The sequence below is a fragment of the Pseudomonas endophytica genome, assembly GCF_001411475.1.
Taxonomy (GTDB): domain Bacteria; phylum Pseudomonadota; class Gammaproteobacteria; order Pseudomonadales; family Pseudomonadaceae; genus Aquipseudomonas; species Aquipseudomonas endophytica.
On record NZ_LLWH01000101.1, the window covers coordinates 24,940 to 48,410 of the forward strand.

A 23,471-nucleotide genomic window follows, 5' to 3' on the forward strand; every position below is an offset into this window, starting at 1 on the left:
TGTAAACAGGATCGTGCCCGATGTTAACCGCCCAGCACACACGGTGCCAGTCAGTCAGACTGCTTAAGCAGCTACCACAACAACGCGTACGGTTGCTTCAACTTCGGCGTGCAGGTGCACGGCCACGTCGAATTCACCCACGTTACGGATAGTGCCGTTCGGCAGACGAACTTCGCTTTTTGCAACTTCAACGCCAGAGGCGGTCAGTGCATCAGCGATGTCGTGAGTGCCGATCGAACCGAACAGCTTGCCTTCGTCACCGGCGGTGGCAGTGATAGTCACTTCCAGCTCGCCCAGTTGAGCAGCACGCGTTTCAGCCGAAGCTTTTTTGTCTGCTGCTGCTTTTTCCAGCTCAGCGCGACGCTCTTCAAACGCAGCCAGGTTGGCAGCGGTTGCAGCGGTAGCTTTGCCGTACGGCAGCAGGTAGTTACGACCGTAACCGGCCTTAACATTTACTTTGTCGCCCAGGTTGCCCAGGTTTGCGACTTTTTCCAGAAGGATCAGTTGCATGTGAAAATCCTCTTAACTTTTAACCTTCACCGTCCGCAGAGCCCTTATCAGCGTCTTTCGGCGCCAGACGTCCGCGAAAATCAATCAGGCTGTCGACAATGGCCAAAACCACGAGCAACGGATAGATCAGCTGCATAAACAGCAGCAGCGTGACGTACAACCCCACCAGCCAAAACTTGGCCAGACGCTTTATCGCAACCAGCCCATGCATCAGGGACAGACCTGCGAAGAACAACGCTACGCTGCACAACGGCGTCAACATGGCCATTTGCGGACCAACGTTCGGCCCAACAAGCATGCACGCCAGCAACAGTAACGCTGGACCCAGCGGTAGGCGGATGCTGCGAAACTCGCTCGCAAAACCGCCCGGGTTGTACAACAGCGCTTGCCAGTAACGCCCAAGTATCAGGCTCAGCACGCTGACGACCTGCATCAAAGCTGCAATCAAACCGGTAAGGACGGGTGCAATCAGTGCTCCAAGGCGCGCTCGCTCTACGTCAGATAACTTGTCGTAGAGCCCACTGAGGACCTGCGGCAGAATTTTTTCTAACTCCTGCGCCATCGCACCAATGGGTTCGCGGAAAACCGTACCCAGGATCACGCCATACACCACACCCAACGCTACGCTGACCAGCAGCACGCGATACCAAGGCTGACCGGCGCGCAATATCATCGCCAATCCTAGGGTTCCCAACAGCACCATCAAGGTGCGGGGTTCGCCCATAAACCACCAGACTAAAGCCGGCAGTAGAGCCCATGAGAGGATGCTCACGGCATCTCTCGGACCGCGCCGCAGGAGCACAAGGCAACCCGCAGCAGCACTCAACCAGAACAAAAACGGCAATGCCGCACATCCGGCCACGACTAACGTGGCCTGCACACGGCCTCGCATGATGAACTCAGCTAGGGCACGCATGCATTCAATCCTTTACTACTTGTCGACTGCCCGGTCTCAGCGGCCGTGGCTGTCGGTGTAGGCCAGCAGGGCCAGGAAGCGGGCGCGCTTGATAGCGGTGGCCAGCTGACGCTGATAACGAGCTTTAGTACCGGTGATGCGGCTTGGAACAATTTTGCCGGTCTCGGATACGTAAGCTTTCAGAGTGTTGAGATCTTTGTAATCGATCTCTTTCACTTCTTCTGCGGTGAAGCGGCAGAATTTACGACGACGGAAGAAACGTGCCATGTAATTGGCTCCTCAAAAGGTCCGTGGATTACTCGTCAGCGTTATCGCTGGCGTCGCTGTTATCGCTGTCATCGCCATCGGCGCTGTCAGAATGCTCAGGACGGTCACGACGCTCACGGCGCTCACTGCGGTTCTCTTCAGCCTTGAGCATCTCGGACTGGCCAGTTACGGCTTCGTCGCGACGGATGACCAGGTTACGGATCACAGCATCGTTGTAACGGAAGTTGTCTTCCAGCTCAGCCAGGGCTTTGCCAGTGCACTCAACGTTCAGCATCACGTAGTGAGCCTTGTGAACATTGTTGATTGCATAGGCCAGTTGACGACGGCCCCAATCTTCCAGACGGTGGATTTTGCCGCCGTCTTCTTCGATCAGCTTGGTGTAACGCTCTACCATGCCGCCGACTTGTTCGCTTTGATCCGGATGGACCAAAAAGATGATTTCGTAATGACGCATGAATGCTCCTTACGGGTTGTAGCCTGCCGCTAACTGAAAGCGGTCAGACAAGGAGTGAATGACACTTGTGTGTCTTGCCTAGAGAGGCACATATGCGCCCGCCATGATGGCAAGGGGCGCAATTGTAGAGAAGGGACAAGAGGCGCGCAAGGTGATTGGTGATTATTTGAACAATACAAGCGCCCTTCGGCTGTAGGAGCTGTCGAGGAACGAAGGCTGCGATCTTTTTAAGATCAAAAGATCGCAAGCAAGCGCTCCTACAGTTGAAGGCGGTGTGTGGCTTATTTCTTCTTAGCGGGAGCCTTGGCTTTAACGCTGCGCTGGCGCAGGGCTTCGAACAGGCAAACGCCGGTCGCGACCGAGACGTTCAAGCTGCTCACACTGCCTGCCATCGGTAAACGCACCAAGTAGTCGCAATGCTCACGGGTCAGGCGACGCATGCCTTTGCCTTCAGCCCCCATGATCAGGATGGTCGGGCCTGTCAGGTCTTGCTCATACAGCTCCTGCTCGGCTTCGCCCGCCGTACCGACAATCCACAACCCGCGCTGCTGAAGCTTTTTCAGGGTGGCAGCAAGGTTAGTTACGGCCACCAACGGAATCACTTCCGCCGCGCCGCAGGCCACTTTTCGTACAGTTGGGGTTAGCGTTGCCGACTTGTCTTTTGGCACAATAACGGCCAGTGCACCGGCCGCATCGGCGGTACGCAGGCAGGCGCCCAAGTTATGCGGGTCAGTCACGCCGTCCAATACCAGAATCAGTGGGGCACCTTCGGTGCGATCCAATAATTCGTTAAGCATGGCCTCGCCCCATACCTGGCTCGGGCTGACATCAGCCACAACACCTTGGTGCACGCCCTCAACCCAAGCGTCCATTTCGCGGCGCTCGGCCTGGCCGACATCAATACGATTTTCAGCAGCCAGCGCGACCAAGGTCTGGACGCGAGGATCGTTGCGGCTTTCGGCCAACCAGATTTGCTTAACGCGTTTTGGGTGGTGACGAAGCAACGCTTCTACGGCGTGAATGCCGTAGATTTTTTCCAACTGACTCATGATTTGGCCTTAGGTTTGCGTGCCCCACCGCTTTTGCTGGCTGGAGCAGTGCCCGATTTTGGCGGGCCTTTACGATGCTTGCTGGGTTTGGAAGGCTTGCCCGCCTCTTTAGCGGGTGCTGCCCTCCCCGACTTTCCCGGCTCCGATGTCCGACCGCCGTTTTTCGCGTCGGCCAGCAGCGCCTTTTTCAATTCACGGCTTTTACGCAATTCGGCGTTTTTAGCGGCGGCATCACTTGAGCGATAAGCTTCATCAGATGGGGCTTTAACGGCTTTGGTCGGTGCGCTGCGCCGAGCAGCGGGCTTAGCCCTTTCTGCCGGAGGCTCAGTCGCCTTAGTCCCCGATTTGCCTGCGTTTTTGCGTGCAGGTGCATCACTGGTGCGGCTTTGATTTTTGCGACCGATTGGCGCATTGAGGGTTTTCTCAGCCATTTCGAAGTCGATTTTGCGCTCGTCTAGGTCGACGCGCATCACCCGCACTTCAACCGTGTCACCTAAGCGGAAGCTACGACCAGTACGCTCGCCCGCTAAGCGGTGATGCACAGGGTCAAAGTGGTAGTAATCGCCTGGCAAGGCCGTGACGTGGACTAAGCCTTCGACGTAAATGTCTGTCAATTCAACAAACAGACCGAAGCCGGTCACCGCAGTCACCACACCTGGGAACGTCTCGCCAACGCGATCCTTCATGAACTCGCACTTGAGCCAGTTGGTCACGTCACGCGTGGCTTCATCAGCACGGCGCTCGCTCATCGAACACTGTTCGCCAAGCTGCTCCAGGATCGCTTCGTCGTACGGGTAAATACGCGCTTTAGGAATCGTCATCGCGCCAGCACGGCGAACGTGCGGGGTATCCAGTTTGGAATGGATAACGCTGCGAATCGCCCGGTGCGTGAGCAGGTCTGGGTAGCGACGAATCGGCGAAGTGAAGTGGGTATAGGCTTCATAGTTAAGGCCGAAGTGGCCTTGGTTATCAGCGCTGTACACCGCTTGGCTCAACGAACGCAGCATCACGGTCTGGATCAGGTGGAAGTCCGGACGATCTTTGATGGTTTCAAGCAGCGCTTGATAGTCCTTCGGCGAAGGCCCGTCCTTGCCTTTATGCAGGGTCAGACCCAACTCGCCCAAGAACGCGCGGAGTTTTTCTAGACGCTCAGGCGGTGGGCCATCGTGCACACGGTACAAGGCCGGAATTTCGTGCTTTTTGAGGAACTCAGCGGTGGCCACGTTGGCCGCCAGCATGCACTCTTCAATCAACTTGTGCGCATCGTTACGCGTGGTTGGGCGAATTTCAGCGATTTTACGCTCGGAGCCGAAGATGATTCGGGTTTCCTGCGTTTCAAAATCAATCGCACCACGGGTATGGCGAGCTGCCAGCAACACTTTGTACAGCGCGTACAGTTGCTTGAGATGCGGCACGACATCAGCGTATTCGCCGCGCAATTGCTTGGCGTCGTTGGTTTTCGGGTGCTCAAGAATGGTACTGACCTTGTTATAGGTCAGACGCGCCTGAGAATGAATCACCGCTTCATAGAACTGATAGTCAGTCATTTCGCCGGTTTTGGAGATGGTCATCTCACACACCATAGCCAAACGGTCAACTTTCGGATTCAGCGAGCACAGGCCGTTGGACAGTTCCTCGGGAAGCATTGGAATCACGCGCTCGGGGAAGTACACCGAGTTACCGCGCACTTGGGATTCCGCATCCAACGCAGAGCCAATTTTCACGTAGCTGGAAACGTCGGCAATCGCCACGTACAACTTCCAGCCGCCACCGAACAGGCGCAATTTGCCAGGCTTGGCTTCGCAATACACCGCGTCATCGAAGTCACGAGCATCTTCACCGTCGATGGTGACGAACGGCAGATGACGCAGGTCGATGCGTTTTTCTTTGTCTTTTTCTTCGACTTCAGGCTTGAGCTTGCTGGCTTCTTTAAGCACAGCTTCTGGCCAGACGTGAGGAATGTCATAGGTGCGCAGCGCAATGTCGATTTCCATGCCGGGCGCCATGTAGTTGCCCACCACTTCAAGCACATCACCCTGCGGCTGAAAGCGCGGGGTCGGCCAGTGAGTGATCTTCACTTCGACGAACTGCCCTACCTTCGCACCCGCATTACGGCCCGGAGTCACCAGCACTTCTTGCTGGATCTTCGGGTTGTCGGCGACCACAAAGCCGATGCCGCCTTCTTCGAAGTAACGACCCACGATGGTTTCGTGAGCGCGCGACACCACTTCAACGATCACGCCTTCACGGCGGCCTCGGCGGTCCAGCCCCGAAACACGGGCCAGCGCACGGTCGCCATCGAACACCAAACGCATCTGCGAGGGGCTCATGAATAGATCGTCGCTGCCATCGTCTGGAATCAAGAAGCCGAACCCATCACGGTGCCCGCTGATGCGGCCCAGAATCAGATCAAGCTTGTCCACCGGCGCATAGGTGCCGCGACGGGTGTAAATCAGTTGAGCATCGCGCTCCATCGCACGCAGGCGACGGCGCAACGCTTCAATTTGGTCTTCGGTCGTCAGCCCAAACTCTGCGACCAACTGCTCGCGAGCAGCAGGCGAACCGCGTTCAGCCAGATGCTGAAGGATCAGTTCGCGGCTTGGGATAGGATTTTCGTATTTTTCCGCTTCACGTGCGGCCTCGGGATCGAGGGTCTGCCAATCGGCCATTAGATAGTTTTCACCTTGTCTATATGCGGTTAGTTTGGCATACGCGTATTGAAACGGGAAATTTCGGACTCATACGGCGCCGTAATAACTCGTTCTGACACGTATTAAGGGTGTAGACCAACCGTTCGGGAAATATTTCCACAATTTACACCTGCAACGCTTTACAGCCAAAAAGGGCATCAGTATAGTGCGCGCCATCGACAACGGTGACGTTGAAGATACTGCCCAGATGGTGAAATTGGTAGACACGCCAGCTTCAGGTGCTGGTGGCCGCAAGGCCGTGGAAGTTCGAGTCTTCTTCTGGGCACCAATTCAAGCTTCACGTTTTTCACTGAAAAGATGTGAAGCATCACAAAACCCCGCGAAAGCGGGTTTTTGCGTTTCTGAGCTAAGTAAAGAGCCCGTTTCGCCCCTCTCCATACGTCTATCGCCATCGTTTTCAAGCGCACTTGAGAAACAATATCGTTTATTATTGTTACAAGTCTTGTAGCACCAAAGAGAGGAACCCAGCGAATGATGCTCCGAAATACCCGGCTTGCGACATCTCTACTGCGCGGCCTGACGCTAACCATTCTCGGTCTTGCACTGACCGCCCCCGCCTACGCTGCCGACCCCGTCACCCTGACGCTGTATAACGGCCAACACAAAGAAGTCGGCGACAATCTCGCCAAAGCCTTTGAAGCCAAAACCGGCATCCACGTAAATGTGCGCAAAGGTAGCAGCAACCAACTGGCCAGCCAGATCATGGAAGAAGGCGACCGCTCCCCGGCTGACGTGTTTTACGCCGAGGAGTCGCCGCCCCTGAATAATCTGGGTGAGCAAGGCTTTTTAGCCAAGGCCAACGACAGCACGCTGCAAGCGCTGCCCAAGGAGTATGTGGCCGCCAATGGCACTTGGATCGGCGTCACTGCGCGCACCCGCGTCGTCGCGTTTAATCCCAAACTGATCAAAGAAGGAGAACTGCCAAAAACGGTTCTGGATTTCGCTAAACCTGAGTGGCAAGGCAAAGTCGGCTTCGTTCCGACCAGCGGCGCGTTTCAAGAACAAGCCGTAGCAATCATCAAACTGCATGGGCGTGACGCCGCTGAAGAATGGCTGACCGGCCTGCGCGCCTTCGGCAAAACTTACACCAACAACATGGTTGCACTCAAAGCCGTAGAAAATGGCGAAGTCGCTGCGGTGCTGGTGAACAACTATTACTGGTTTGCTTTGCAGAAAGAAAAAGGCAACTTGGACTCCAAACTGTACTACTTCACCGATGGTGATGCAGGTGGTCTCGTCACTGTTTCCAGCGCTGGCGTGCTGAAGGCGAGCAAGCACCCTAAAGAAGCTCAGCAACTGCTCGCGTACATGGCCAGCGAAGAAGGCCAACGCGTGATCACCAACACCACGGCCGAATACCCGATGCGCAAAGGCATGGTGTCGGACCGCGGCCTCAAGCCTTTTGATGAGTTGCAACCGCCGAAAATCACCCCGGCCGATTTGGGCAACGCTGAAGAAGCTTTAGACCTCGAACGCGATACCGGTCTGCTCTGATGCTCACCCCCGCCTCCACAGCGCGCTATGCCCTGAAACGCAAAAAGCCGTCTATCTGGCTACTGCTGCCTGTCTTGCTGCTGATCGGGCTTAGCTTGCTACCTTTGCTGTATGTCATCACCAAAGCGTGGCAGGCGGGCTGGGCGCAGGCACTGAACTTGCTGTGGCGCCCGTACGTGTTTGGCTTGATGCGCAATACGTTGCTGCTGATGGTGGGCGTCACCCTCACCTGTGCATTAGTGGGGCTGTCGTTGGCGTGGTTATTGGAGCGCAGCAACCTACCGGGGCGGCGCCTATGGGGTGTGATTCTATGCCTGCCATTTGCGGTACCGGCCTTTGTCAGTAGCTTCACTTGGGTTTCGCTCAGCGCCAGCTTCGAGGGCTTGGGCGGGGCCATTCTGGTGATGAGCCTGTCCAAATACCCGCTGATTTTTCTACCGGTCGCTGCCACACTGCGCAACCTTGACCCAGCCCTTGAAGAATCAGCTCGCACCTTGGGACAGAACCGCTGGGGAGTGTTTTTCAAGATCACCCTCCCTCTGCTCTGGCCTTCGCTACTGGCGGGCTCGCTGCTGATTGCCTTGCACATGCTGGTCGAGTTCGGCGCACTGTCAATTATCGGCCTGCAAACCTTCACCACCGCGATCTATCAGCAGTTTGAGCTGGAGTTCAGCAATGCCAATGCCGCCATGCTGTCTGCGGTGTTGCTGGTGATGTGCCTTAGCCTGCTGTGGCTGGAGTTAAAGGTACGCGGCAAAGGACGGCACATTCGTATCGGCCAAGGCGCAGCACGTCACGCCGAGCAAGTGCGATTGGGCAAGTGGTCACTGCTGGGGCAAGTGTATTGCCTGCTACTGGCGGTGATCGGCAGCGGTATCCCGCTGGGGATGCTGGCGTACTGGCTGATCAAAGGCAGCTCTGCCGCCTTTCCGATGGCGGCGATTGGCGAAGCGTTGCTCTCATCGCTGGCATTGTCTTTGGGCGGCGCAGCGTTGTGTCTGGTGTTGGCCGTTCCGGTGGGCTTGCTGGTGGTGCGCTATAAAGGCCAATTAGCCATTTGGGCTGAGCGCTTGCCGTACCTGCTGCATGCCCTGCCGGGCTTGGTGATTGCACTGGCGCTGGTGTACTTCTCACTGCATTACGTGCCGGTGCTGTATCAAACATCAGCGTTGTTGCTGATTGCCTATGCACTGCTGTTTTTGCCACTGGCGCAGGCACCGATTCGTACCGCGCTGAACAAAGCTGCGCCGCAACTGGAAGAGGCTGCACGCACCTTGGGCGCGTCTTCGTTCTCGGCTTTTTGCCGAGTAACCTTGCCGATCATCTTCCCGGCACTCGGGGCCGCGTTTGCGCTGGTGTTTTTGGACGCCATGAAAGAGCTGACAGCGACCTTGCTGCTCAGCCCTACCGGGCTTAACACCTTGGCCACACAAGTGTGGGCGCACACCTCAAATGTCGAGTTTGCGGCAGCCGCACCCTATGCCGCGCTGTTGATCGTAGTGTCGGGTTTACCGGTGTATCTGCTGACCACGCGCATGTACTTGAGCCGCTAATCCTTTGGTCGCTGACGAGGTACGAGCCTACGCCCATCGCAGTCTCATACCTCGCCAGCGGCCACAGGCTTAGGCCCTGAACTGCCCTAAGCTCGCCCTTAATTGCTCCGCCAAGCTGTCCAGCACCTTGCCACTGGCCGTCGTCTGCGTCACCGCTTCAGCCGCTCGCTCAGCCTGCGCATGAATCACCTCGACCCGGCCACGCACCGCATTCGCGCCCTGCGCTTGATGCGCGGCCGCTTTGGTCGCATCGTCTATCGCCGTGTGCACTTGCTCAACCGACGCCTGCACAGTCTTCTGCAATTTCACACTGCCGCGGAGCACCGCCAATCCCTCATCCGCCTGGCGACCCGCTTGCGCAATCGCGGCTACCGCTTCCTTAGCCCCCTGCTGCAAGGCCACGATATGGGCCTGAATATCGCCAGTGGAGCTTTGCGTCTTGCTCGCCAACGCCCGCACCTCATCGGCCACCACAGCAAAGCCGCGGCCCGTCTCGCCCGCGCGCGCTGCTTCAATGGCTGCGTTCAGGGCCAGTAGATTGGTTTGCTCGGCAATGCCGTGGATCACCGTCAGCACCACTTCGATTTGCTCGCTTTGCTGTGCCAGGCGCTCGATGACTTTAGCCCCTTCGCCCACTTGCCCAGCCAACGCTTCAATCAAGCCACCCACTTGAGCAGAGGTGCGGGTGTTTTCATCCGTGGCCTGACGAATATCCACCACCTGCTTGAGCGCCGCCTGCATCGCTTGGCTTTCAGACTGCGCCGCATCCGCCATGGTCGACAGCGCCTCAAGGCTTTGCGCCACTTCGTCACGCTGCAACTGTGCGGCGGCATCCGCCCCAGCATTGCGCAGGGTCATCGCCCCAATCTCAAGCCCTGTGCGCTGGGCCACATCCCCCGCCTCACGCACGATGGGCTGCAACTTATCAACAAAGCTATTGACCGCCGCCGCCATGTCGCCAATTTCATCTTTGCTGTTTAAGCCCACGCGCTTGGTCAGGTCGCCCTCACCCGCCGCCAAATCATTTAAGGCTGCATTGAGCAGAAGTAACTTGCTCACCACGCGCCGCCCCAGCACCACTGCCAGCAACAGCAAAACGCCTAGCCCCACCAAAGCCAGACTCAGCCCTATGCGCCAGCGCAAGGCGTCTGCCGCCTCGCTCACAGTCTGCGCGGTATTGGTCTGCATTTGCGCAGCCGCAGCCTGAGCAGACTCCAAACGATCCCCCAACGCTTTGGAGCTGTCGCTGGCCGCGCCTTGTAGGCTTTCGCCGACCAATTGATCACTGCTGGCAATCAGTGCCGCAAAACGCTTATCAAGCGCCGCCAAAGACTGCTGGACCGACGCCCTAGAAACACCCATCAAGACTTTACCGATCTCAACCCCGTTCGGGCTGATCGGCGCTTCGAGGTAATACACCTGCGGATCGGAACGCGCAGCATCCAGCACTTTATCCAGCGCACGATCGCCCTTGCCCTTCTCCAGCAGTGCTTTGTTGATCGGGTTATCACGATTGAGGTAGCGCGTCAGATGCTGCCCCGAAACGTCGTCATACACCACGAACAACACATTCGGATTACGCTGAGCACGCCGAGCGAATTCAGACAGCGTCGGCACATCACTGTCCCAAATGGCACGCGGCGCTACCGCGGCCAACAATTGCGCCATGTCATTCGCAGAGTCTTTGAGGCTCTGTTCGAGCATCTCTAACAGTTGCGCTTGCTCATCTTTAAGACGCGATTCCAAGCCAGCGGTCAGCCGTTGCCGGGTGCTGGCGGACAACCCTTCAAGGTTGCTCTTGACCTCACGCCCCGCCAACTCCAGTTCCGCCGTCAAATGCTTGCTATCTGCACTCAGCCCCGCATCCAAATCTGCCTGTAGAGCCGTGACCGTGCTGCGTGTGAGGGCGACAGCCACCAGCACTTGCACCAAAAGAGCGATACCAAGGGTAACGAATACCGGCCGCAATAAACGGCTTTGTAACAACGAGAGTACGGCAGACACGGAAAACCCCTCCACAACGGTGCCATTATTTTGATAGCACCCTAATCGGGATATTAAAGCAAGGGTCGTGCCGTGAGCCTATCTACCGTAGGAGCTGCCGAGCATCATGGATTCGCCAGCAAATGCGCAATCTGGATGGGGCTAGCTGTCTCACTACTCTGAACAATGCCCGCAGCACAACGCTGCGGGCACAGTAGCGCAGCGTGAAATACCCCCCGTAGGAGCTGCCGAGGAACGAAGGCTGCGATCTTTTGATGTTGCGGTAAAAGATCAAAAGATCGCAGGCTGCGCCAGCTCCTACAAAAACAGAGGCGCACCCAAACACCGTGCGCAATGGTGTTACGACCGCCAGTTGTTGATCGCCCCAAAACAACAAAGGGCCCCGAAGGGCCCTATGTTTTACATCGCGACGTATTACGCGAACGGGTGACGCAGAACGATGGTTTCGTTGCGGTCCGGGCCTGTCGAAATGATGTCGATCGGCGCGCCGATCAGTGCTTCTACGCGCTTGATGTAAGCACGAGCGTTTTCTGGCAGCTCTTCCAGGGTTTTGGCGCCCACGGTCGATTGAGTCCAGCCCGGCACAGTTTCGTACACAGGTTGCAGACCTACGTAGCTGTCAGCGTCAGTCGGAGCCACGTCAACACCGTTAGCGTCTTTGTAGCCGACACAAATGTTGATGGTTTCTAGACCGTCGAGCACGTCCAGCTTGGTCAGGCAGATGCCCGAAATGCTGTTCACGTCGATAGCGCGACGCAGGATAACGGCATCGAACCAGCCGCAACGACGAGCGCGGCCAGTGGTCGCACCAAACTCGTGACCTTGCTTGGCCAAGTGAGCGCCGATGTCATCGAACAGCTCAGTCGGGAACGGACCCGAACCTACACGAGTGGTGTAAGCCTTGGTGATGCCCAGGATGTAATCCAGGAACATCGGGCCAACGCCCGAACCGGTCGCAACGCCACCTGCGGTGGTGTTGGAGCTAGTCACGTACGGATAGGTACCGTGGTCGATGTCCAGCAACGAGCCTTGAGCGCCTTCGAACATGATGTCTTTGCCAGCGCGACGCAGATCGTGCAGCTCAGCCGTCACGTCCAACATCAGCGGCTTGAGCAGCTCAGCGTATTCTTTGCACTCAGCCAACGTCTGATCGAAGTCGATGGCTGGCTCTTTGTAATAACCGACCAGCATGAAGTTGTGGTAATCCACCAACTCACGCAGCTTGGCTTCAAAGCGCGTCATGTTCAGCAGATCGCCAACACGCAGACCGCGACGAGCAACCTTGTCTTCATATGCTGGGCCAATGCCGCGACCGGTGGTACCGATCTTCAGCTCGCCACGGGCTTTTTCACGGGCTTGGTCCAATGCAACGTGGAACGACAGGATCAGCGGGCAGGACGGGCTGATACGCAGGCGCTCACGCACCGGTACGCCTTTCTCTTCCAGCTTGATGATTTCACGCAACAGAGCGTCGGGAGCAACCACCACACCGTTACCGATCAGGCACTGCACGCCTTCGCGCAATACGCCCGACGGGATCAGGTGCAGAACGGTTTTTTCGCCGTCGATTACCAAGGTGTGGCCAGCGTTGTGACCACCTTGGTAGCGCACTACAGCGGCAGCATGTTCGGTCAGCAGATCAACGATCTTGCCTTTGCCCTCATCACCCCACTGGGTGCCCAGGACTACGACATTCTTACCCATAACACTTGTCCTCATTCGCGCAAACTTGGTGCCGGCTAACGCCGACAGGAAAACTCAAGAAGCCAGCGGCACGACTTGCCACAAGCCGTTCTGCTGAATCAATTGGCGGTCGCAGTCTGCATCTTGTGCAGCGGACTGTGGCTGCCCAGGCAACGCCTGAACCACTCGCTGACCTTCACTGCGAAGCTGGCAAACCTGCTGCCAGAGTGCCGCATCAGTGCTGTCGGGCATCCAGATACCGCCAGACGGTAACTCGACTTCAGCACGCCCCAGGGTTACTAGGGTTTTCAAATCGGTCGAAAAGCCGGTTGCCGGACGGGCACGCCCAAATACAGCTCCGATATCGTCATAACGACCGCCCTGAGCGATGGAATCTCCAACGCCCGGAACAAACACCGCAAACACTACGCCTGTGTGGTAGTGATACCCACGCAACTCACCCAGGTCAAAGTACAGCGGCAACTGCGGGAAACGCACAGACAACCGCTCGGCGATAGCCTGCAAGTCGTCCAGAGCAGCCATGACCTGGGCCGGAGCCTTGGCCAGACGCTCACGTGCAGCAACCAGCACCTCACGGCCGCCACACAAACCAACCAAGGCCTGAAGCATGTCTGCCAAATCGACTGGCAAACCTTCGGTCAAGGCCGTTACTTCGTCGATCGCCTTGCGTTGCAGGGCGTCGAATAATTGTTGTTCCACTTCAACCGACAGGTTGGCCGCACGGGCCAGCCCACGATAAATACCCACATGCCCCAAGTCCATGTGCACATCTGGCACATCCGCCAGTTGCAGCATAGCCAGCATCAGGCTGATAACTTCAACATCGCTGCTCGGGCTGGCATCGCCATACAACTCAGCGCCCAACTGGATCGGGCTGCGCGAGGATGACAATGCACGCGGCTGAGCATGCAACACACTACCGGCGTAGCACAGACGGCTTGGGCCTTCATGACGCAAGGTATGCGCATCAATGCGCGCCACTTGCGGCGTGATGTCGGCACGAAAACCCATCTGGCGACCCGTCTTAGGGTCAATAACCTTAAAGGTCCGCAAGTCGAGGTCTTGGCCTGCGCCTGTCAGCAGAGACTCCAAGTATTCGATATGCGGGGTGACGACGAACTCATAGCCCCAGCTCTGGAACAGATCCAACACCTGACGCCGCGCAACCTCAATACGCGCTGCTTCAGGTGGAAGTACTTCTTCGATGCCATCTGGCAGAAGCCAGCGGTCTACCGTTGCCATTACGCCATTCCCCTATGATCCGGGCGGCCAGCCAAGAGGCGAGCCTTGAGTAAAGCAGAACGTGGCTGCGTCTTTAGCGCGCACAGCAAAAAAGCCCAAATGACAGGCTCAGCACATTCCTCGAAAAATCTACCGACGCTGTCACAGCCATTCGGTCAATCAAACCTGCAGACGCAAAAAAGCCGGGAATTTCCCGGCTGCCGCATCATACACTCGTTTTCTAAAAGGATCACCCCGCGAGGCAATTTGCCCGCCCGACGGAGTGAATGCAGAGGATGCGTTTTGCTGTAGGAGCGAGCCTTAGAAGATCAAAAGATCGCGAGCAAGCTTGCTCCTACAGATTTACAGATTTACTGCGGCTTGGACTTGTCCATGTAGCGGAAGAACTCGCTGCTTGGGTCTAGGACCAATACGTCGCTCTTGTTCGCAAAGCTTTCGCGGTAAGCGCGCAGGCTGCGATAGAACTTGTAGAACTCTTGGTCCTGAGCATAAGCCTTAGAGTAAATCGCCGCTGCTTGGGCATCGCCATCACCGCGTGCTTCTTCAGACTGACGATAAGCCTCAGCCACCAGAACACGACGTTGACGATCGGCGTCAGCACGAATGCCTTCTGCCAGCTCGTTACCCTTAGCCCGGTGCTCGCGTGCTTCACGCTCACGCTCGGTGCTCATACGTTCGAAAACGCTGCGGTTAACTTCTTTTGGCAGATCAATAGCCTTAACGCGAACGTCGACCACTTCAATGCCCAGCTCTTTTTCAGCCATTTTGTTCAGCGATGCCGTGATGTCAGCCATCAGTGCATCACGCTCACCCGACACTACTTCGTGCAGCGTGCGCTTACCGAACTGGTCACGCAGACCGGATTCCAGACGACGCGACAAACGCTCGTCAGCAATCTGTTTCATGCCCGAGGTGGCGGTGTAGTAACGCTCTGCATCTTTAACGCGCCACTTGGCAAAGGCATCAACCATAACCGCTTTCTTTTCCAGCGTCAGAAAACGCTGAGTCGGCGCATCCAGAGTCATCAGGCGGGCGTCGAACTTGCGCACCTGGTTAACGTAAGGAATTTTCACATGCAGGCCCGGCTGTACATCGGCCTGAACCACACGGCCGAAGCGCAGCAGTACGGCACGCTCTGTTTGCGAGACGATGTAGAAGCTGTTCCAGGCAACGATCGCCACGACAACGGCAACAATAAGGGCGATCAGCGATTTATTGCTCATCAGCGGCTCTCCCTGGTACGCGGTGGTGTCGGCATATCGGTATTGCTGTGCGTGCCAGCATCAGAACTGCTCGAAGACGCTGCCGAACCGGCTGCCGTGGTGCTGCCACCCGAACGACCATCAATCATTTTGTCTAACGGCAAGTACAGCAGGTTGCTTTGGCCGTCTTTGTTGCCGGTCACAAGCACTTTGCTGGTGTTGCTGTAGACATCCTGCATGGTGTCCAAGTACAGACGGTCACGGGTTACGTCAGGATTTTTACGGTACTCAGCCACCAATTTAGTAAAGCGATCCGCTTCACCTTTGGCGCGAGAAACCACTTCATCACGGTAACCGTTGGCATCTTCAATGATGCGCTGAGCTTGACCACGAGCTTCCGGCACAACGCCATTGGCGTAGCTTTCAGCTTGGTTACGGGCACGTTGCTCGTCTTCACGGGCACGGATCACGTCATCAAAGGCCTCTTGCACTTCACGCGGCGCAGCAGCGTTCTGTACGTTGACCTGAGTCACGGTAATACCGGTCTTGTAGGTATCGAGGAAGCGCTGCAAGCGATCCTTGATTTCTACCGCCATTTGTTCACGACCATCCGTCAGCACCTGATCCATCGAGGTGGAACCCACGACATGGCGCAAGGCACTGTCAGTGGCTTGTTGCAGGCTGATTTCTGGTTGATCAACGTTCAGCACGAAGTCGCGCAGGTTGCTGATCTTGTACTGCACGGTCAGCGGCACTTCGACGATGTTTTCGTCTTCTGTGAGCATCTGGCCCTGCTTAGTGTACGCACGCTCACGCGTCACGTTTTCCATGTACTTTTTGTCGAACGGCGGCAAGAAGATGTTCAGACCCGGCCCAACCGTGTCGTAGTACTTGCCCAGGCGCAGCACCACGGCTTGCTCCTGTTCGTCGACAACATAGACCGCGCTGTACAACCAAACGGCTGCCATCACGACCAATACTAGGCCGAGTACACCGAAGCCTGCGCTCTTACCGCCCGAGCCACCTTCGTTGCCACCACCGCCAGTACGTTTTTTTCCACCACCGAACAACCCATTCAGGCTTTCCTGCAGCTTTCGGAAGGCCTCGTCGAGATCCGGTGGTCCCTTACGGTCGCCATTTTTAGGGCGTTTGCTACCCCAAGGATCTTGATTGTTCGAGTTGCCACCCGGCTCATTCCAAGCCATAGCGCTCTCCATCTGATAAAGCAAAGACGCGCCCACGGCGCGCCGACCAATGCTACAGAATGCCTACCACAGCGGCACGGCCGCTTTGAGAGGCTTTTATTGCAAAGTGTGTTCTTCGATGAATTCCAGCGGTTGCATCCCTTCACGGCTGACTAAGCGATTGAGCTCAGAACGCGGCAGGCGTACGTCCAACAGACTGGACCCCTCATCGTCATGCTCTTCTTTTTGCACAACCCCCAGTTCAAAGAACTGTGCACGCAGTCGAGCTAAACGTTGCGGCAAGCGCAGGGTGCCCACAAACAAATCACTGCCCAGCAACTCGGCAATGGCCTGTTCAAGCAACTCCAGCCCTTGACCTTCACGAGCCGACAACCAGACCCGTTGCGGTTTGCCATCGGCATCACGCTGGATCTGCGGCTCGACACCTTCAAGCAAGTCGATTTTGTTGTACACCTCGAGGATCGGCAAGTCCTGAGCGCCAATCTCGTTCAACACCACCATCACCTGTTCGATCTGCTGCATACGGTCAGGCTCGTGCGCATCAATCACATGCAGCAACAAATCAGAATTGCTCGACTCTTCGAGCGTAGACCGGAATGCTTCAACTAGCTTGTGCGGAAGGTGACGAATAAAGCCCACGGTATCGGCCAACACAATCGGCCCCAGGTCGTCCAAATCGAGACGGCGCAAGGTGGGGTCGAGCGTAGCGAACAACTGGTCAGCGGCGAACACCTCAGACCCGGTGACCGCATTGAACAACGTGGATTTACCGGCGTTGGTGTAACCCACCAGCGATACCGTAGGAATATCGGCGCGTTGGCGCCCTCTACGGGATTGCTCGCGTTGACTGCGGACTTTTTTCAGCCGGGCCTTGATCTGACTGATGCGTATACGCAATAGACGACGGTCGGTTTCGAGCTGAGTTTCACCCGGCCCGCGCATACCAATGCCGCCACCTTGACGCTCAAGGTGAGTCCAGCCACGCACAAGACGCGTGCTCATGTGATCAAGCTGAGCCAGTTCGACTTGCAGCTTGCCTTCATGGGTACGGGCGCGTTGAGCGAAGATGTCGAGAATCAGCCCGGTACGGTCAAGCACGCGACACTCGAAAACACGTTCGAGGTTACGCTCCTGACTGGGCGTGAGGACGTGATTAAAAATCACAATATCGACCTTCTCGGCGTTGACCAGGTCGCGTAGCTCTTCGACCTTGCCACTGCCAATCAGGTACTTGGCCGATGGCCGATGACGCGGCACGTTAAAAAACGCGACGGTCTCGGCGCCAGCCGATGCTGCTAACTCCCGGAACTCCTGCGGATCTTCGTGCGCCTCAGGGTCCTGAACTTCCAAGTGAACGAGGATCGCTCGTTCACCACCACCGTGGCGCTCAAAGAACAAAGGAGACTCCTATCAAGCGTTACCTGGTTCAGCGTCTGCCAGATCGGATTCGCTTGCGCTAGGCAGACGAATTGGACGTACCGGCACTACTGTTGAGATAGCGTGTTTGTAAACCATTTGGCTCACAGTATTTTTCAGCAGGATCACGAACTGGTCGAAGGACTCGATCGTCCCCTGCAGTTTGATACCGTTGACTAGGTAGATGGAAACGCCAACCTTCTCTTTACGCAATGTATTCAAGTAAGGGTCTTGTAGCGAATGCCCTTTTGACATATGCCGCACTCCTGTAAGGATAAAAAATAGAAACAAAAATTAGATGGCTGTGTCGCCATACCCATAGGATAGACGGCAATTTCCTAGACTCCGCTCAATATGGAGACCGATTCTAGGTATTTCAAGGCTCGTGGCAGATTGTCGCAGTCTAGGCTGTCCAGCCAATGTAGATCATCCCAACTGCGCAACCAAGTGAACTGACGTTTAGCTAATTGGCGCGTGGCGATAATCCCGCGCTCCTGCATCTCGGCTGCCGTCAGCTTGCCGTCCAGATAATCCCAAACTTGGCGGTAACCCACTGCACGTATAGACGGCAACCCTGCATGCAGGTCACTTCTATTACGCAGAGCTAAGACCTCGTCGATGAACCCCTGTTCCAGCATTTGCACGAATCTTTGTGCGATTCTTTCATGCAGCACCTGCCGGTTCGCCGGAGCGATGGCCAGTTGGGCGACAGTATAGGGCAATTGCCCGCCTCCAGAGGCGGCTGCTTGAGTAGATTCTTCAGATTGTTTCTGACGGTGGGCGGTCATGCTCTGACCACTGACCCGATAAACCTCTAAGGCGCGAGTCAGACGCTGCGGATCATTGGGGTGAATGCGCGCCGCAGACTCAGGGTCAATCGTCGCCAACTCATCATGCAACGCCTGCCAGCCAAGACGTTGCGCTTGTTCTTCAATCTGCGCACGCACCTGCGGATCGGCCGCTGGCATGTCAGCCAGGCCCTCAAGCAACGCCTTGTAATACAACATCGTACCGCCCACCAGCAGCGGAATATTTCCGCGTGCGGTGATTTGGGCCATGGACTGCAGCGCATCACGGCGAAAATCAGCCGCTGAATAACTCTCGGCGGGGTCGATGATGTCGATCAACTGATGCGGATGGGCGGCCAAAATTTCTTTTGATGGTTTGGCCGTACCAATGTCCATGCCGCGAAAAACCAGTGCCGAGTCGACACTCACCAGCTCACACGGCAACACTTTGCTCAGCTCAATCGCCAAGTCAGTTTTGCCAGCAGCGGTCGGGCCCATCAAAAAAATGGCCGGAGGTAAAACCTTGGAACCTGTCATCAGCGACCGCGCAAAAAGAGTTTGTCCAAGTCGTCCAGACCCATCTGGGTCCAAGTGGGACGACCATGATTGCACTGACCACTGCGCTCGGTGTTTTCCATATCTCGCAACAAACCGTTCATTTCCGGTATTGCTAAGCGCCGATTAGCTCTTATCGCACCGTGGCAGGCCATGGTGCCGAGCAGTTCATTGAGGTGAGCCTGAATCCGGTCGCTGGTGCCGTATTCCATCAAATCGGCCAACACGTCATGTACCAGACGCTGCGCCTCGGCCTGTTTGAGCAACGCCGGAATCTGGCGAATCGCCAGCGATTCCGGCCCCAGCCGTTGCAATTCAAAACCAAGACGGCGGAACCAGTCTGCGTGTTCTTCAGCGCAATCTGCCTCGCGCTGACTCACGGCAATCGACTCAGGCACCAGCAACGGCTGGCCGCTCAAGCCTTCGCTGGCCATCGCAATTTTGAGGCGCTCATACATGATCCGCTCGTGAGCCGCGTGCATGTCCACCAACACCAGCCCGTGAGCGTTTTCAGCCAAGATATAAATGCCCTTAAGCTGCGCCAGTGCAAAGCCCAATGGCGGAATATCACCCTGGCCCTCGGGCATCGGCGCTGCGTTGGCTTCGGGCAAAGGCGCGAAGAATTCGCGGTACGCATTTTTCGCTTCAGCGGCCGGTACAGAAGGTGTCGAAGACGGCGGACGATAGTAAGACTGATAACCCGCCCCGGCCCCAGAACCTGGCACATGCGCGGCCGGTGCCGCTTGAGGCTGCTCAAGCAGATGAGTCGCCAAGCGCATTTCGCCCTGCGGGCCGAACTCTCCGGCGTCGAGACCCGTTGGGCGTTCAGCCCCCGGGACCGGCGCAGGCGCGGCTAACTGGTCTTCGGGGCGCACATCGCCCAACGCTCGGTGCAATGTGCCGTATAAAAAGTCATGCACCATTCGCCCGTCACGGAAGCGCACTTCGTGTTTGGTCGGGTGAACGTTGACGTCGACCACCGAAGGGTCAACTTCAAAAAACAACACAAACGTGGGGTGCCGACCGTTAAACAGCACATCGCGGTACGCCTGACGCACCGCGTGCGCCACCAGCTTGTCGCGGACGGCGCGACCATTCACATAAAAATATTGCAGGTCGGCCTGGCTGCGGGAAAAGGTCGGCAAGCCTACCCACCCCCACAAATGCAGACCGTTGCGTTCCACTTCGATGGGCAGTGCCTGTTCCAAAAACGCCGGGCCACACACCGCCGCCACACGCCGGGCGCGAGCGATGTCGTCGTGGGCCTCGTGCAGATTGAGAATACTTTTGCCGTTGTGACGCAGGTTAAATGCCACATCAAAGCGCGCTAACGCCAAGCGTTTGATCACTTCTTGCAGGTGATCGAATTCGGTTTTTTCGGTCTTGAGAAATTTGCGCCGCGCCGGAGTGTTAAAAAACAGATCACGGACTTCGACCGATGTACCGACCGGGTGCGCCGCAGGCTGAACCCGCGGAGCCATGTCGCGGCCTTCGGTTTCGACCTGCCACGCCTGATCGGCGCCGCGGGTACGCGAGGTCAAGGTTAGGCGCGCTACCGAACTGATCGACGCCAGCGCCTCCCCACGAAAGCCCAAGCTCATCACCCGCTCAAGGTCTTCAAGGTCGCGAATCTTGCTGGTAGCGTGCCGAGCCAATGCCAGCGGTAAGTCGTCACTGGAAATACCGCTGCCGTCATCACGCACCCGCAGCAGCTTGACCCCGGCCTGCTCAACATCAACATCAATGCGCTTGGCACCGGAGTCGAGGCTGTTCTCTAGCAACTCTTTGATCACCGAGGCTGGGCGCTCAACCACTTCACCTGCGGCAATTTGGTTGGCCAGGCGCGGGCTAAGCAGTTCAATGCGCGTGCTGCTACTCAACACCTCATCACTCATTGCTTGGATACCAGCTCGGTGGCCGGAATGCTCAAATTTTGACCAATCTTGAGTTCGTCGGTTTTCAAACCGTTGCTAGAGCGCAGCGTCGCCACGCCCACTTGATAGCGCACCGCAATCATCGCCAGGGTTTCGCCGGGGCGAACCGTGTGCTCGCGAGTACCTTGGGCAATTTTGCCAGTGTCACGCAGCCAAGCTATGTAAGTGCCAGGTGGCGGATTTTGCTGGAAGAATTGGCGCACACCGCTGCTGATCGAGCGCGCCAGTGCTTGCTGGTGGCTAGACGAGGACAGTTTCGAGGCCTCGTTAGCGTTAGAAATAAACCCGGTTTCGACGAGAATCGACGGAATATCAGGCGACTTAAGCACCATAAACCCGGCCTGTTCCACGCGCTGTTTGTGCAGCGGCGTTACCCGGCCAATGTTGCTCAGTACCTTTTGGCCCACGTTGAGGCTGGAAGTCAAAGAGGCAGTCATCGACAGGTCAAGCAGTACGCCCGCAAGCATTTTGTCTTTGTCATCGAGGCTGACGTTGCCCGCACCGCCGATCAAGTCAGAGCGGTTTTCGCTGTCAGCCAACCAACGTGCTGTCTCAGAGGTGGCGCCGCGTTCAGACAAGGCAAACACCGACGCACCAAAGGCCGCCCTAGACGGGGCAGCATCGGCGTGGATCGACACAAATAGGTCAGCACCTTTTTTACGGGCGATCTCGGTACGCCCACGTAGCGGAATAAAGTAGTCGCCGGTACGGGTCAACTCAGCCCTAAAGCCTCGCATGCCGTTGATCTGGCGCTGCAACTCTTTGGCAATCGCCAACACCACGTTTTTCTCGCGTTGTCCGGCAGAGCCGGAGGCGCCAGGGTCTTCACCGCCGTGACCGGGGTCAATGACGACGATAATCTCGCGCTTGCCACTCGGCACGGCCGGCAGTTTGATCTCAGGCTGGGCCGGCGTTACCGGCACCGCAGGCACCTTGGCCACCGTCGTTGCAGGCAAGCTTGGCGTCAGATCAGCGCCTTGGTCGAACAAGTCGACCACCAAGCGATTACCGTATTGAGCATTAGGCGCCAGCACAAAGCTTTTAGGCGTGACCGCTTTTTTCAAGTCGATCACCACCCGCAAATCGGTCGGTGTGCGTTGTGCCGAGCGCAGGCTGGTGATCGGCGTGTTGGCCGTTGCCACATTCAAAGGCCCCGCCAGCGTAGCGCCGTTGATATCAATCACCAGACGATCCGGCGCTGTCAGCGTGAACACGCTATGTTGCACCGGCCCGGTCAGGTCGAATACCAGCCGCGTGTTGTCCGGGGCGCGCCACAAACGCACGCTTTTAACCTGTGTTGCCGCCCAAGCATTCACCGCCATGACACTGAGCAACACACCCACAACACTCACTAACGCGCGAAAGCGCATACCAAACCCCATCATTATTTGTATTCCAGCGCCACTTCGGCGCACCAAGACTCGCCACGCGCGCCTTGAGGCGACAATGTCAGCTGGCGCCCAGTATTATGCTGCCCAATGGTAATGGTCAGGTCGGCCTTTGGCAAAAAGCCTGCACCTTGCTGGGGCCACTCAATCAAGCATAGGGCGTCTTCGTCGAAATAGTCGCGAATCCCCATAAATTCTAGTTCTTCGGGGTCGACCAACCGATAAAGGTCGAAATGAAATGCCCGAATGTCGTTAATTTCGTAAGGTTCGACCAAGGTAAACGTCGGGCTTTTAACCGCCCCTGTGTGCCCCAAACCGCGAATAATGCCGCGTGACAGAGTGGTTTTACCCGTCCCCAAGTCCCCTTCAAGAAAGATAAGGCCATGTCCTTGGGTGATACGAGCCAAATGCCCGCCAAAGGCGACCATGGCGTCTTCATTCGCCAAGTGCAGTGTTAATTCAGACACGGTGCTTGCTCCTCCAACAACTGACGAATGGCTGGAATCAAATCACTGGCCGCCAGCCCACGGCCCAATTGTCCTTGCTGTTCCCCTGCTTTCGCGTGCAACCACACCGCTAGGCTCGCTGCCTCAAATGCACTCATGCCCTGGGCCAACAACGCCCCGACCACCCCTGCTAGCACATCACCCAACCCGGCCGTGGCCATCGCCGGATGCCCCTGCGTACACAGGGCCAATTCGCCGTCCAACCCTGCGATCAGCGTGCCTGCCCCTTTAAGAACACACACCGCTGAATATTTTTTAACTAGCGCGCGAGCCGCCGCTGGGCGATCTGCCTGCACCTGCTCGGTGCTTAGCCCTAGCAAACGCGCAGCCTCGCCGGGATGCGGAGTCAGCACAGCGCCTTGCGGCACAGCAAAGTCCGCGTTGGACAACTGATTCAACGCATCGGCATCCCACACTTGAGGAATTTTTGCCTGAACCGCAGCCGACAACAAACTCCGGCCCCACGCGGCTTGCCCCAAGCCGGGCCCTAACACCAACACCGAAGCCTGAGCCAACACGCCCATCAGTTGATTAGCCGAAAGCACGCCCAAAGTCATCACCTCAGGCAAACGC

Annotated in this window: 20 protein-coding genes, 1 tRNA gene and 1 pseudogene; 3 read left to right on the forward strand and 19 right to left on the reverse strand. The window is 56.9% G+C overall.

Annotated elements, in window-relative coordinates; genetic code table 11:
- Window positions 1-63: 63 nt before the first annotated feature.
- The 6 genes from rplI to rnr form a co-directional block, all read right to left on the reverse strand.
- Complete coding sequence (gene rplI / locus AQS70_RS08005; protein ID WP_048366584.1) at window positions 64-510, reverse strand: 50S ribosomal protein L9; 447 nt, start codon at window positions 508-510, stop codon at window positions 64-66.
- Window positions 511-529: 19 nt separating this feature from the next.
- On the reverse strand, window positions 530-1,426 hold the full coding sequence (locus AQS70_RS08010; protein ID WP_055102329.1) for a YybS family protein: 897 nt from the start codon (window positions 1,424-1,426) through the stop codon (window positions 530-532).
- Between the two features lie 36 nt (window positions 1,427-1,462).
- Window positions 1,463-1,693, reverse strand: a complete 231-nt coding sequence (gene rpsR / locus AQS70_RS08015) for a 30S ribosomal protein S18 (RefSeq protein WP_003171373.1) — start codon at window positions 1,691-1,693, stop codon at window positions 1,463-1,465.
- 28 nt (window positions 1,694-1,721) lie between these two features.
- A complete protein-coding gene (gene rpsF / locus AQS70_RS08020) occupies window positions 1,722-2,147 on the reverse strand; it encodes a 30S ribosomal protein S6 (protein ID WP_003439045.1) in 426 nt (141 codons plus the stop codon).
- A gap of 281 nt (window positions 2,148-2,428) precedes the next feature.
- The gene (rlmB, locus tag AQS70_RS08025; RefSeq protein ID WP_055102330.1) at window positions 2,429-3,196 is read right to left on the reverse strand and encodes a 23S rRNA (guanosine(2251)-2'-O)-methyltransferase RlmB; all 768 of its coding nucleotides are present in this window, start codon (window positions 3,194-3,196) and stop codon (window positions 2,429-2,431) included.
- Window positions 3,193-5,865: a ribonuclease R gene (gene rnr, locus AQS70_RS08030; protein WP_055102331.1), complete on the reverse strand. Its 2,673-nt coding sequence runs from the start codon at window positions 5,863-5,865 to the stop codon at window positions 3,193-3,195. Before rnr ends, rlmB begins: the two co-directional genes overlap by 4 nt.
- A gap of 223 nt (window positions 5,866-6,088) precedes the next feature.
- Here rnr and AQS70_RS08035 point away from each other — a divergent pair.
- The 3 genes from AQS70_RS08035 to AQS70_RS08045 all read left to right on the forward strand — a co-directional run bounded on the left by AQS70_RS08035 (window position 6,089) and on the right by AQS70_RS08045 (window position 8,954).
- Window positions 6,089-6,175 (forward strand) — tRNA-Leu (locus tag AQS70_RS08035).
- A 203-nt stretch (window positions 6,176-6,378) separates the two neighbouring features.
- A complete protein-coding gene (locus AQS70_RS08040; RefSeq protein WP_055102332.1) occupies window positions 6,379-7,401 on the forward strand; it encodes an iron ABC transporter substrate-binding protein in 1,023 nt (340 codons plus the stop codon).
- Window positions 7,401-8,954, forward strand: coding sequence for an ABC transporter permease (locus AQS70_RS08045; protein WP_055102333.1), 1,554 nt, complete (start codon window positions 7,401-7,403; stop codon window positions 8,952-8,954). The genes AQS70_RS08040 and AQS70_RS08045 overlap by 1 nt, the downstream gene beginning before the upstream one ends.
- 69 nt (window positions 8,955-9,023) lie before the next feature.
- On the opposite strand, the gene AQS70_RS24285 is transcribed toward AQS70_RS08045, so the two are convergent.
- The 13 genes and pseudogenes from AQS70_RS24285 to AQS70_RS08105 all read right to left on the reverse strand — a co-directional run.
- Window positions 9,024-9,908: a methyl-accepting chemotaxis protein gene (locus tag AQS70_RS24285; protein WP_420912344.1), complete on the reverse strand. Its 885-nt coding sequence runs from the start codon at window positions 9,906-9,908 to the stop codon at window positions 9,024-9,026.
- Window positions 9,882-10,658 (reverse strand): annotated as a pseudogene (locus AQS70_RS24290) (HAMP domain-containing protein); the annotation flags it as partial. The pseudogene AQS70_RS24290 and the gene AQS70_RS24285, both read right to left, overlap by 27 nt.
- Window positions 10,659-11,372: 714 nt before the next feature.
- Window positions 11,373-12,662, reverse strand: coding sequence for an adenylosuccinate synthase (locus tag AQS70_RS08055; protein WP_055102335.1), 1,290 nt, complete (start codon window positions 12,660-12,662; stop codon window positions 11,373-11,375).
- A 54-nt stretch (window positions 12,663-12,716) separates the two neighbouring features.
- A complete protein-coding gene (locus AQS70_RS08060; protein ID WP_055102336.1) occupies window positions 12,717-13,904 on the reverse strand; it encodes an ATP phosphoribosyltransferase regulatory subunit in 1,188 nt (395 codons plus the stop codon).
- 350 nt (window positions 13,905-14,254) lie between these two features.
- Window positions 14,255-15,127 carry a protease modulator HflC gene (gene hflC / locus AQS70_RS08065; protein WP_055102337.1) on the reverse strand — a complete coding sequence of 291 codons (873 nt, stop codon included), beginning with the start codon at window positions 15,125-15,127 and terminating at the stop codon, window positions 14,255-14,257.
- The gene (gene hflK / locus AQS70_RS08070) at window positions 15,127-16,311 is read right to left on the reverse strand and encodes an FtsH protease activity modulator HflK (RefSeq protein ID WP_055102338.1); all 1,185 of its coding nucleotides are present in this window, start codon (window positions 16,309-16,311) and stop codon (window positions 15,127-15,129) included. Before hflK ends, hflC begins: the two co-directional genes overlap by 1 nt.
- A 96-nt stretch (window positions 16,312-16,407) precedes the next feature.
- Window positions 16,408-17,709, reverse strand: coding sequence for a ribosome rescue GTPase HflX (gene hflX, locus AQS70_RS08075; RefSeq protein ID WP_055102339.1), 1,302 nt, complete (start codon window positions 17,707-17,709; stop codon window positions 16,408-16,410).
- Window positions 17,710-17,721: 12 nt separating this feature from the next.
- Window positions 17,722-17,982, reverse strand: a complete 261-nt coding sequence (hfq, locus tag AQS70_RS08080; protein ID WP_048366600.1) for an RNA chaperone Hfq — start codon at window positions 17,980-17,982, stop codon at window positions 17,722-17,724.
- Window positions 17,983-18,065: 83 nt separating this feature from the next.
- Window positions 18,066-19,052, reverse strand: a complete 987-nt coding sequence (miaA, locus tag AQS70_RS08085) for a tRNA (adenosine(37)-N6)-dimethylallyltransferase MiaA (RefSeq protein WP_055102340.1) — start codon at window positions 19,050-19,052, stop codon at window positions 18,066-18,068.
- A complete protein-coding gene (gene mutL / locus AQS70_RS08090; protein WP_162233886.1) occupies window positions 19,052-20,950 on the reverse strand; it encodes a DNA mismatch repair endonuclease MutL in 1,899 nt (632 codons plus the stop codon). The genes miaA and mutL overlap by 1 nt, the downstream gene beginning before the upstream one ends.
- Window positions 20,951-20,961: 11 nt before the next feature.
- Window positions 20,962-22,386 (reverse strand): N-acetylmuramoyl-L-alanine amidase, encoded by a 1,425-nt coding sequence (locus tag AQS70_RS08095; RefSeq protein WP_206542129.1) that lies wholly within the window; start codon window positions 22,384-22,386, stop codon window positions 20,962-20,964.
- Window positions 22,387-22,388: 2 nt separating this feature from the next.
- Complete coding sequence (tsaE, locus tag AQS70_RS08100) at window positions 22,389-22,859, reverse strand: tRNA (adenosine(37)-N6)-threonylcarbamoyltransferase complex ATPase subunit type 1 TsaE (protein ID WP_055102342.1); 471 nt, start codon at window positions 22,857-22,859, stop codon at window positions 22,389-22,391.
- On the reverse strand, window positions 22,847-23,471 hold a 625-nt coding region (locus AQS70_RS08105; protein WP_055102343.1), incomplete at its 5' end, for an NAD(P)H-hydrate dehydratase. The genes tsaE and AQS70_RS08105, both read right to left, overlap by 13 nt.

Bases quoted from the DNA above. Each gene is read 5' to 3' on its own strand.
- rplI (WP_048366584.1), bottom strand. From the start codon at position 510: ATGCAACTGATCCTTCTGGAAAAAGTCGCAAACCTGGGCAACCTGGGC.
- AQS70_RS08010 (WP_055102329.1), bottom strand. From the start codon at position 1,426: ATGCGTGCCCTAGCTGAGTTCATCATGCGAGGCCGTGTGCAGGCCACG.
- rpsR (WP_003171373.1), bottom strand. From the start codon at position 1,693: ATGGCACGTTTCTTCCGTCGTCGTAAATTCTGCCGCTTCACCGCAGAA.
- rlmB (WP_055102330.1), bottom strand. From the start codon at position 3,196: ATGAGTCAGTTGGAAAAAATCTACGGCATTCACGCCGTAGAAGCGTTG.
- rnr (WP_055102331.1), bottom strand. From the start codon at position 5,865: ATGGCCGATTGGCAGACCCTCGATCCCGAGGCCGCACGTGAAGCGGAA.
- AQS70_RS08095 (WP_206542129.1), bottom strand. From the start codon at position 22,386: ATGGGGTTTGGTATGCGCTTTCGCGCGTTAGTGAGTGTTGTGGGTGTG.
- hflC (WP_055102337.1), bottom strand. From the start codon at position 15,127: ATGAGCAATAAATCGCTGATCGCCCTTATTGTTGCCGTTGTCGTGGCG.
- AQS70_RS08055 (WP_055102335.1), bottom strand. From the start codon at position 12,662: ATGGGTAAGAATGTCGTAGTCCTGGGCACCCAGTGGGGTGATGAGGGC.
- AQS70_RS08060 (WP_055102336.1), bottom strand. From the start codon at position 13,904: ATGGCAACGGTAGACCGCTGGCTTCTGCCAGATGGCATCGAAGAAGTA.
- AQS70_RS08045 (WP_055102333.1), top strand. From the start codon at position 7,401: ATGCTCACCCCCGCCTCCACAGCGCGCTATGCCCTGAAACGCAAAAAG.
- miaA (WP_055102340.1), bottom strand. From the start codon at position 19,052: ATGACAGGTTCCAAGGTTTTACCTCCGGCCATTTTTTTGATGGGCCCG.
- AQS70_RS08040 (WP_055102332.1), top strand. From the start codon at position 6,379: ATGATGCTCCGAAATACCCGGCTTGCGACATCTCTACTGCGCGGCCTG.
- rpsF (WP_003439045.1), bottom strand. From the start codon at position 2,147: ATGCGTCATTACGAAATCATCTTTTTGGTCCATCCGGATCAAAGCGAA.
- hfq (WP_048366600.1), bottom strand. From the start codon at position 17,982: ATGTCAAAAGGGCATTCGCTACAAGACCCTTACTTGAATACATTGCGT.
- AQS70_RS24285 (WP_420912344.1), bottom strand. From the start codon at position 9,908: ATGGCGGCGGCGGTCAATAGCTTTGTTGATAAGTTGCAGCCCATCGTG.
- hflK (WP_055102338.1), bottom strand. From the start codon at position 16,311: ATGGCTTGGAATGAGCCGGGTGGCAACTCGAACAATCAAGATCCTTGG.